We start from the raw sequence: 10,006 nt of genomic DNA on the forward strand, positions 1-10,006 counted from the left end.
AATGCAATTTCAAACTGAAGTTAACCAACTTTTACAACTTATGATTCATTCTTTGTATTCAAACAAAGAAATTTTTTTAAGAGAGCTTATTTCTAATGCAAGCGACGCACTTGATAAACTTAGTTATTTAAGCGTGAGTGATGATGCTTATAAAAATTTAAAATTTGAACCAAAAATTCAAATCAACTTCAATCAAGAAGCAAAAACCCTAACCATAAGTGATAATGGTATAGGTATGAATAAAGAAGATTTGATCAATCACCTTGGAACCATTGCTAAAAGTGGTACAAAAAGCTTTTTAGAAAACTTAAGTGGTGATGCTAAAAAAGACTCACAACTTATAGGACAATTTGGTGTAGGCTTTTACTCTGCTTTTATGGTGGCTTCTAAAATAGAAGTTTTAAGCAAAAAAGCATTAGATGATAAAGCTTATCTTTGGACTTCTGATGCTAGTGGTTATGAAATAGAAGATGCAAATAAAGATGAGCAAGGTACTTGTATAACCTTACATTTAAAAGATGAAGAATTTTTAAACTCATACCGCATTGAAAGTATAGTAGAAAAATACTCAAATCACATACAATTTCCTATTTTTATGGAAAAAGAAGAATATTTGCCATTAGAAGAAGGTGAAAAAGAACCTAAAAAAGAATTAAAAAACACTCAAATTAACACAGCAAGTGCTTTATGGAGACAAAATAAAGCAAGCTTAAAAGCTGAAGATTATGAAAGATTTTATGAACAAAACTTTCATGATTCAAACAAACCTATGCTTTATATCCACACAAAAGCTGAAGGTTCTATAGAGTATAATTCTTTATTCTTTATACCTGCACAAGCTCCATTTGATTTATATAGAGTAGATTATAAAAGTGGTTTAAAACTTTATGTAAAAAGAGTTTTTATCAGCGATGATGATAAAGAATTATTACCAACTTATTTAAGATTTGTGCGCGGGATTATCGATGTAGAAGATTTACCGCTTAATGTAAGCCGTGAAATTTTACAAGAAAATAAAATTTTAAAAAGCGTTCAAGAGGCAAGTGTTAAAAAAATCTTAGCTGAACTTAAAAAATTCAAAGAAAAAGATAAAGAAAACTATCTTAAATTCCATGAGAATTTTGGAAAAGTTTTAAAAGAAGGTTTATATGGTTTTGGCGAAAATAAAGACGCTATAGCTAAGCTTTTATACTTTAAAAACTCAAATAAAGAAGAATTAATTGATCTTGAAGAGTATAAACAAAACTTAGCTGAAGGACAAAATGAAATTTTTTATATTAGTGGAAAAAATGAAAAACTTTTAAGAAATTCTCCTCTTCTTGAAAGCTATAAACAAAAAAATATTAATGTTTTATTGCTTGATGAGGAAATTGACACCATAGTTATGCCTATGATGAATGAATTTGAAGGTTTAAAATTTAGCGCTATCAATCATTTAGCTAGTGAAGAAACTAGCGAAGAACAAAAGGTTGAATTTGCAAGCTTACTCATCAAAATAAAAGAAGTTTTAAAAGATGAAGTTGAAGAGGTAAAACTTAGCCAAAGACTTTCAAATAGTCCAAGTTGTATTGTTTATGATCAAAATAAACCTGATTTTGCTATGCAACAAATTCTTAAACAAATGGGGCAAGAACAGCAAGTTAAACCTATACTTGAAATCAATCCTAATCATGAAATTTTAAAAGCCTTAAAAGAAAATGATACCTTAGCTAATGAAATAGCACATATTCTTTTAAATATGGCTAAACTTAGTGAAGGTATGGGTATAGATAATCCTAGCGAATTTAACAATGCCTTAAGCAAAATCGTTTCTAAGGCTTTAGAAAAATGAAAAATATAGCTATTTCTAAAGATATTTTGCACGAATTTTGTATTATAGATGTAAGAACCCCAAGCGAATGGAAAAGCGGAGTTATAAAAGAAGCTATACTCATCGCACTTTGCGATGATAATGGCTTTATGAATGAAAATTTCATCCAAGAGTTTAAAGAAAAAGTAGATTATCAAAATAAAAACATAGCCTTTGTGTGTGCTACAGGCTCAAGAAGCAAACATACTGCTATAATGATAGAAGATGCTCTAGGTATAGAATGTACTAATCTAGATGGTGGCATGGTAGCACTTTTATCGCAAGGCTATGAAGCTACAAAAAAGGAAGGTTAATTATGAAGAAAATATTTTTATCTTTAGCATTTTGTGTTAGTTTTGTTTTAGCAGAAGTTAAAAATATCGATATTAATGCGGATATTTTGGAAAATTATCAAGTAATTGATGTTAGAAAACCTAGCGAATGGGCGCAAACTGGTACAATAAAAAATGCCATTAAAATTAGTTTTTACAACGAAGATGGCAGTGTAAATAAAAATTTCATTGAGGAAATTAAAAAGATTTCAAGTAATAAACCTATCGCTATAGTTTGCAGAAGTGGTTCAAGAAGTGCTAAAGCTTCTGCTTTACTAGATCAAAATGGCATAGAAGTTACTAATTTAAAAGGCGGTATGAACGCACTTTTATCACAAGGATACGTAACCTCAAAGTAAGTCTAGTTAGACTTACTTTTTCTTTGGCCTAAATACAGAAATTACTTCTTCGTTATTTTCAATATAAGCTCCGCCTATTAAATCCACACAATAAGGAATAGCAGGAAATATAGGCTCAATGCATTCTCTTATAGCTTTTGGATTACCCGGTAAGTTGATAATCAATGATTTTCCTTTTATACCCGCACTTTGTCTTGAAAGTATAGCTGTTGGTACATATTCTAAGCTTTTTGCGCGCATTAACTCCCCAAAACCTGGTAGCATTTTATCACACACTGCTTGTGTTGCTTCTGGTGTCACATCACGCAAAGCAGGCCCCGTACCTCCTGTAGTAAAAATCAAATCACATTTTACATCATCAGCCAAATAAGCTAATTTTTCTATAATTAAATCATACTCATCAGGAATTAGCTCATAATAAAAACTTTTTTCATTTTTTATATAAGAATCTAAAATTTTTTCTATCTCTACTCCGGATTTATCTTCATAAACTCCGCTACTTGCCCTATCTGAAAGTACTAAAATTCCTATTTTTACCATTTTTACTCCATTATGATTTTTTCTATATCTTGTTTTTCTATTTTTTCATTTTCTAAAAGAATGCTAGCTAATCTCACAACTTTTTCTTTCATTAATTCTAAAAATTCTTTCACTTCTTGCTTTTGCTCTTGCAATAAACTCTCATTTGCCATAGCAAAAGTTTCCATGAAAGTAAGCAATTCTTTAACCTTTAAAAGATCGCTTTGTGCATTAGTATAGCTTTCATTAAAAATAAGCTCCATAGCAACTGAGCCCGCTAGAAAAACTTTTATTTTATTTAATAATTCTGATTTTGATTTGATAGTATTTTCATACTCTTTAAATCTATCTTCTATTAAGGTAATTTTTTCAAATTTAACATCAAAATAAAAAGCACACAAAGCTTTAGCTGCTTGGTATGTGGCTTGAATTTTTCTTTCCTTATCACTTAGAGAGAAAATCTTTTTTTTACCCATTAAAACTTTATTAAGCACTGCAAAAAAATCATTTTCTTCTATTAAATCTGATTTTCTTCTTATAGCATTAATAGCCGCTTCATTAACTAAAGTCTCTAAAGCTGCTCCACTAAAACCCACACTAGCTTTTGCAATTTTTTCTAAATCTACACTAGATTTTTTCTCTTTCATATAATTTTGTAAAATATGCATTCTATCTTTAAAATCAGGTAAAGATATAAAAATTCTTCTATCAAAACGCCCTGATCTTAATAACGCATTGTCCATAAGATCGATTTTATTTGTAGCGGCCATCACTATAACACCACTATTATCTTCAAATCCATCCATTTGAGTTAAAAGTTGATTTAGGGTATTATCTCTTTCTACATTAGAAAAATCCCCCCTACTTTTACCAACTGCGTCAATTTCATCTATAAAAATGATACTTGGAGCTTTTGATTTAGCTTTTAAAAAAAGCTCTCTTACTCTTTTTGCACCCATACCTACATAAATTTCTACAAAACTAGCCCCACTTTGATAAAAAAATGGCACCCCAGCCTCGCCTGCTACTGCTTTTGCTATCAAGGTTTTACCTACTCCAGGAGGCCCTACTAGTAAAACCCCTTTTGGCATTTTCACGCCAAAATCTTTATATTTTTGAGGATTTTTTAAAAAATCAACGATTTCTAAAAGCTCCACCTTGGCCTCATCAACCCCTGCTACATCTTTAAATTTAACTTCACTTACTACATCTTGTATAGTACTATTTTGTTCATTTTTTTCTAAAATATTTTTTTCTAAAGAAAGTAAATTTTGTCTATCTTTATTTTTTTTATTAAGAAAGAGTAAAAAACTTACAAGAAAAGCAAGCAAAATAAATATCAAAAAAAACTCACTTAAATTATAATCTTTAGCATATTCTAAAGGAATTTTTTGCCACAAAGCATTTAAATCCACCACATCTTTAGCAATTAAAAAATTTCCTTCTTTGCTTTTTAATAATATTTCATTATTTTCTACTATGGCTTTTTGGATTAAATTTTGCTCTAAAAGCTCTTCATAAGCAGCCTTACTAATATAATCAGGTTGATTTTTTATAAACGCAACTATTACAAAAACACAAAGCAATAAAAATGAAGCTAAGATAATCTTTTTATTTTTCATCCCCTAACCTTACATAGTTACAATCTTCTTTGCATTCATATTTTTCAATATTTATCCATTGTTTAGCAATATCTTCTTTGCTTGTAATTTTGATTTTATTAAAAAATTGATCATAGCCTTCATAAAAACCATCTTTTTTACTCTCAACTAAAATTTCTAAAGTATCTTTTTGATTTTTTCTAAACTCATAATTATTTTGCGCGACTATATCTTTTAAAATATTTAATCTTTCTTTGGCTATTTCACCATTAATTCGTTCACTCATAGAAGCAGAATGTGTTCCATCACGCGGTGAGAAAATAAAAGCATGAATATGTGTAAGTTTAAATTGCTTGAAATTTTCTAAAGCTTCTTGCCATATTAATTCACTTTCTCCAGGGTGTGCTACAATAAAGTCTGTTCCTAAAGCAAAACCTTTTTGACTTAACTCATTAAACAGTGCTAAATCATTTTGCGTATGCGATCTTCTACGCATTATGCGTAGCATTTTCTCATGAGTGTGTTGCAGGGCAATATGTAAATGCTTTTCAAGCCAAGACTCATCTAAAATTTCTTTAAAACTCTCATCAATTTGAGCAGGCTCCAAACTCCCAAGTCTTACTCTTTTTATACCATTAACCTTACCTATTTCTTGTAATAATTTTCCAAGTGTAGTTTTATCTTTTAAACCATAACTTCCTATATTAGTACCCGTTAAAACCACTTCACTATAACCATTTTGTGCAAGAAGTTTGATTTGCTTTATTATTTCCTCACTCGGCATACTTCTTGATTTACCCCTAACACTTGGGATTATGCAATAACTACAAGCAAAGTCACATCCTTCTTGAATTTTTACAAAAGCTTTAGTGTGGTTTTCATAATTACTTACAATTTTTGTATCAATAAAGCGTAAATTTCCAAGCTCATAAAAGGCTTTATCTTGCGAGATTAACTCGTTAATTTTATCTTTATTAGAAGCCCCTAAAACTCCAAAAATTTCTTTTTTATCAAAAAAATCCTTTCCCTTGCTTACAGCGCCACAGCCTGTAAGTATAACCTTAACTCCATTTTTCTTTACACCATTAATATAGCTTCTAAGTCCGCTATCAGCACCATTTGTAACCGTGCAAGAATTTATCACTATCACATCAGCTTCTTGCTCATTTTGTACAACAATATGATCTTTAATATAAGTTTTTAATAATTGCGTATCATAAATATTAGTTCTGCAACCAAAAGTTTTAAAATATACCTTTTTTTTCAAATATCTTCCTTATTTTCTACAAATTCATGTTTTGCTATATATAAATTTTGCGATGGATAAGCTATTTTTATATCATCATGCTTATTAAATTCATTAATGATTTCTTTGCTTATATTACTTCTTAAAATCAAAGCCGCATAAGAATTTGTCATATACCAAGCAGAAATTCTCATACCATAACCTTCTAAAAATGTAAAAAACCTAGGCTCTACTTTAGGATTTCTAATGCTGTATTCATTTCTTAATTTACTCATAGATTCTTTTGCAATTTTTGTATAACCTTTAGAAGCTTTTATAACGATTTCTTCCACTATTTCTAAGGCCTTTTGATGATTTGAATCAAAAGTCAAAGTAATATCAAGTCCATCCCAAACTGTCTTCATACCATGATGGGTATAATTTGATATGAGATTAGTAAATATAAAATTATTTGGTATAAAAATTATCCTACCACTTCTTCGATTATCTGTATAAGTTAGCAAAGAAATATCTTCATATAAGGTTATTCTTAAAAACGAAATATCAATTATATCACCAATATAATGCGTATTGTTTTGAAAAACTCTAACCCTATCGCCCACTCTAAAACTTCCACCAAAAACTATCACACACCAACCAAGCATAGACATAAACATATCTTTCATAGCAATAGCTAAACCAGCAGAAGCAAAACCAAGCACAGTCACTAAGTAACTAATATTTTCAATATATCCAAAAAGCAAAATCAAAATAATCACATTGATATTAATAAAATTAATGATTTTATTTGCTGTATAAAAGCGATCATTATCGCCTATGTATTTTCTAGCTATAAATTTGAGTAAAAATGCTATGGCTATAACGATAATAATAGCCAAAACTATATTAAAAGCTCTTACACCTTGAATTTTAATAGAAGCTGTTGTTTTTTCAATTTCTTCTTGTATTTTTTTCTCATAAACAGAATAAGAAATTTCTCCAAAACGCAAGGTTTGCGAAAAATCTCTTACCATTTGATTAGATATTTTTAAATACTCATCATGTTCTTTACTAGGGGCTAATTTAGCTATCTCAGCCACTAAAACATTTTCTTTTATAAGCTCATCCAAGGTTTGCTTAAAACTATTTAAAAGATTAATATACTCTTCCTTATCACGTCTTAGTTTTTTTATGTGTGAGTATGCTGAAATGATGGCTAAAGGATTAGTTAGTTTATCTATTTTATCAACTTCTTCAGGAGCTAAAACCATCTTGGAAAAATTTGCACTTTTATACTCACTTAAAAGCTCTAATCTTTCTTTTAAGATTAAAATTTGCCTTTCTATAATGCTTTTATTGCGCTCATTAGCCTTTAAGCTTTCTTTTTCTAAAGCTAAAATTTCATTTTGAGTTTTTCTGTAAATATTAAAATTATTATATTTAATCACCCAAGTATTATATGTTAAATTATTATGCAATTCATTGAGTTTTTGCTCTAAATGCTCTATATCATCTTGTGCTAAAAGCATCAAAAAAGGTAAAAATAAAAGTAAAAAAATCTTTTTCATGCAAACACCTCTAAAGTGCGTAAAATATCTTCTTTAGATATATCATTTTTTATGCAAGCTTTTCCCAAACCACAAGCTAAAATAAAACTAATCTTTTGGAAATGTGTCTTTTTATCTAAGAAAAAGGCATTATAAAACTCTTGTGTATTTGAAATTTTATAAGATATAGGTAATTTAAATTTCACAAGTAAATTTTGTACTCTTTGGCATTCTTGTTCATTTAATAATCCTAAATTTAATGCTAAAATATTTGCCATATTCATACCTATAGACACAGCTTCACCATGTAAGTATTTTTTATATCCTGTTTGATTTTCTATAACATGAGCAAAAGTGTGTCCATAGTTTAAAAGCATTCTTAAACCACTTTCTTTTTCATCTTGCGAAACCACACTAGCTTTAAGCTCTATGCTTTTTTGGATGATTTGAGCCAAGGTAATATCATCAAGTTTAGCATTTAAAAATTTATCCTCGTTCAAATTTTCTAAAAAAGATAAAATTTCCTTATCAAAAACCACGGCCATTTTGATAAATTCAGCCATACCCGCAGCTAGTTCTCTTGAAGGTAAGGTTTTTAAAAACTCACTCTCACAATACACCGCTTTTGGCTGATAAAAAGCGCCTATTAAGTTTTTGCCAAATTTATTATTCACTCCAGTTTTACCACCCACACTTGCATCCACACAAGCTAGTAAGGTTGTGGGAATATTAATAAATTCTATCCCTCTTTGATATATACTTGCTACAAAACCACCCATATCAGAGATAACCCCACCACCAAAACTTATAAGCAAGCTTTTTCTATCTAGCTTATAAGCACACATTTGATCTAAGATATATTCTATAGTTTGTAAATTTTTATACTCTTCACCATCTTTAATTTTTATGATAAAAAGCTCTTTAGCTTGAATTTTTTCCAAAAGCGTATCTAAATGCAGCTTTGCTACTAATTCATTAGTTAAAATCACTACTTTAGTATCAAAATTTAACTTTTCTAGTTCATTTATATAGACATTATAACTTGTATTATTTTCTAAATTTACCTTAACTTGCATTGTTTTCTCACAGCGATGGTATAAATAATTGATAATTTTTACTCATCTTATAATATATCGTATTTAAATCTGTTTTTAAAATTTTATTGAAATTACTTCCTAAAATTTTTTCATTAAATGGCACAAAATGCAATACATTTTGTTTATAAGAAAATTTATTGATAGGGTTATGTTCTTTTTCCTCTATTAAAAGTAATTTTTCATCATGGAGTTTTGAAAGGCTTTCAAAATATTGATGGTATTCAAAAATTTCAGCTTTATTTAGTTTTAAATCATAATAATACAAAGCAAGCCCTAGTTGGATTTGCTTATTTAAATCAAGCATAATAGAAGCAATACCTTCCACATCTTCAAAGTTTGAGCTTAAAACCACTGATGATTTTAAGTCAGCAAAATCCCCTTTACCTGCTTTTAAAACAGGAATTTTTAAAGTAAAAAGAAAACTTTTTTCTTTTTCAAAAAGATAATCTTCCACTACAAGTAAACCTATGCTAGTATTTTCCACAAAAGGCTTAATATTTTTTACATTTGTACTTTCAAAGTCAAATATCACCTCAGTGCTATTTTTATGCAAGGCTTTAAGTTTATAATACATAGGAGTTAAAGTAGGATTAATCACTTTAAAATAAAGCTTTTTACTATTAATCCTTACATGCAAAAGTAAACTTGCAAAAATAAGCTTTTCTATAGCAAACTCACTCATTTTTTTCATATCTATAATACAAAGTATATTATCTCCAAAAGGCGATGGAAAGCGTCCTAAGCTTGTTTTAACATTAGTAAAAACACTTTGTAAAACTTTAGGATCGCCTACAATTAAAATACTATCATTTGGCATTAAAATAAGTCCAGGTCTTGCTAGGATAAATTCATTATTTCTATAAACCATTACAATTTTAAAGCGTTTTTGGCTAATAGAGCTTATATGTCTATAAGCAAAGCTTGATCCTGCAGGAATTTTTACCTCCATTATCTCACCTTGTCCAAGCCCTATAAATTGCGCCATAGAAGGCATGTTATCTAAACAACCTGTTAATCTCGTGCTTAAAGTATCATAAATATTAATCACTTCGCAAAAATTATCATCAATTTGACTATTCCACAAATCCATGATAACTATGTTTAATCTTGGGTGTAATTTTCTTAAATTTTTATAGCAAGCTAACATATCTGCTTCTTCTTGCATATAGATGATAGCTTGATGGAATTCTTCCTTTAATAAATTTTCTAGTTTAACCAAACTTGTAGGATCAAATTTATAAAAAGATATTTGTTCATTTTCTAAATCCAAATCCACACTTTCATCATTATAATAAACAACACTCAAAGATTCTTTAAAAGTTTTATTGCTATGAATTTTCCTTAAAAAATCTTTAGCAAAAATCCCATCAGCTAGTAATAAAATTTTATTCATTTACACCTCTAAAATATAAAATATAATTATAGCAAAGTTATAGTTTATATTTTAAAGTTTTTATTTTTTCAAAAATACACCCCT

At 28.8% G+C, this 10,006-nt stretch carries 9 protein-coding genes; 3 read left to right on the forward strand and 6 right to left on the reverse strand.

Going from position 1 to position 10,006, the window contains the following annotated elements:
- Nucleotide 1: 1 nt before the first annotated feature.
- From htpG to L8T90_RS04545, 3 genes are read left to right on the forward strand one after another with little or no spacing between them, the layout of a single operon-like run.
- Nucleotides 2-1,831, forward strand: a complete 1,830-nt coding sequence (gene htpG, locus L8T90_RS04535; RefSeq protein WP_263663362.1) for a molecular chaperone HtpG — start codon at nt 2-4, stop codon at nt 1,829-1,831.
- Nucleotides 1,828-2,163: a rhodanese-like domain-containing protein gene (locus L8T90_RS04540; protein WP_263736856.1), complete on the forward strand. Its 336-nt coding sequence runs from the start codon at nt 1,828-1,830 to the stop codon at nt 2,161-2,163. The genes htpG and L8T90_RS04540 overlap by 4 nt, the downstream gene beginning before the upstream one ends.
- 2 nt (nt 2,164-2,165) lie before the next feature.
- On the forward strand, nt 2,166-2,540 hold the full coding sequence (locus L8T90_RS04545; protein ID WP_263727895.1) for a rhodanese-like domain-containing protein: 375 nt from the start codon (nt 2,166-2,168) through the stop codon (nt 2,538-2,540).
- A gap of 12 nt (nt 2,541-2,552) precedes the next feature.
- Here the strand turns inward: L8T90_RS04545 and mog are convergent, their stop codons facing one another.
- Genes mog through L8T90_RS04575 form a run of 6 tightly spaced genes read right to left on the reverse strand, consistent with a single transcriptional unit; the run spans nt 2,553 to nt 9,922 of the window.
- The gene (gene mog / locus L8T90_RS04550) at nt 2,553-3,080 is read right to left on the reverse strand and encodes a molybdopterin adenylyltransferase (protein WP_263727894.1); all 528 of its coding nucleotides are present in this window, start codon (nt 3,078-3,080) and stop codon (nt 2,553-2,555) included.
- Between the two features lie 2 nt (nt 3,081-3,082).
- Nucleotides 3,083-4,681: an AAA family ATPase gene (locus L8T90_RS04555; RefSeq protein ID WP_263736857.1), complete on the reverse strand. Its 1,599-nt coding sequence runs from the start codon at nt 4,679-4,681 to the stop codon at nt 3,083-3,085.
- Nucleotides 4,671-5,927: a tRNA (N(6)-L-threonylcarbamoyladenosine(37)-C(2))-methylthiotransferase MtaB gene (gene mtaB, locus L8T90_RS04560; RefSeq protein WP_263736858.1), complete on the reverse strand. Its 1,257-nt coding sequence runs from the start codon at nt 5,925-5,927 to the stop codon at nt 4,671-4,673. The genes L8T90_RS04555 and mtaB overlap by 11 nt, the downstream gene beginning before the upstream one ends.
- Nucleotides 5,924-7,453, reverse strand: a complete 1,530-nt coding sequence (locus L8T90_RS04565) for a mechanosensitive ion channel family protein (protein ID WP_318529935.1) — start codon at nt 7,451-7,453, stop codon at nt 5,924-5,926. The genes mtaB and L8T90_RS04565 overlap by 4 nt, the downstream gene beginning before the upstream one ends.
- Complete coding sequence (gene aroB, locus L8T90_RS04570) at nt 7,450-8,508, reverse strand: 3-dehydroquinate synthase (RefSeq protein WP_263736859.1); 1,059 nt, start codon at nt 8,506-8,508, stop codon at nt 7,450-7,452. Before aroB ends, L8T90_RS04565 begins: the two co-directional genes overlap by 4 nt.
- Nucleotides 8,509-8,515: 7 nt before the next feature.
- Nucleotides 8,516-9,922 (reverse strand): COG3400 family protein, encoded by a 1,407-nt coding sequence (locus L8T90_RS04575; RefSeq protein WP_263708345.1) that lies wholly within the window; start codon nt 9,920-9,922, stop codon nt 8,516-8,518.
- Nucleotides 9,923-10,006: the final 84 nt, after the last annotated feature.

Origin of the sequence: Campylobacter sp. RKI_CA19_01121 (assembly GCF_025771295.1) — a bacterium.
In the GTDB taxonomy this organism is placed as follows: Bacteria; Campylobacterota; Campylobacteria; order Campylobacterales; family Campylobacteraceae; genus Campylobacter_D.